Source organism: Christiangramia aquimixticola, assembly GCF_048285835.1.
GTDB classification, from domain to species: Bacteria; Bacteroidota; Bacteroidia; order Flavobacteriales; family Flavobacteriaceae; genus Christiangramia; species Christiangramia aquimixticola.
In genome coordinates, this window is record NZ_JBLVTL010000381.1 from 1 (window position 1) to 214 (window position 214).

Annotated in this window: 1 protein-coding gene; it reads left to right on the plus strand. The window is 41.1% G+C overall.

What is annotated here, in order from left to right; genetic code table 11:
* On the plus strand, positions 1-214 hold a 214-nt coding region (locus ACNKXV_RS14905), incomplete at both ends, for an HYR domain-containing protein (RefSeq protein ID WP_417908476.1).

The following is a 214-nucleotide window of genomic DNA, read 5'->3' on the forward strand; positions in this document are numbered from 1 at the left end:
TAGCTATTTCCTATAGTGTTGGTGGAAGTAATATTAGCTTCCCCTATAATTTCCCCATAGGAACTACAACAGTTACGGTAACAGCGGATGATGGAGATTCAAATTCAGCTAATACGACCTGTACTTTTGATGTAACAGTTATTGATGATGAAGCACCAGTTATAACCAACTGCCCGGCTCCGGTTAATCCATATAGCGTTGATGCAGGTGAGTG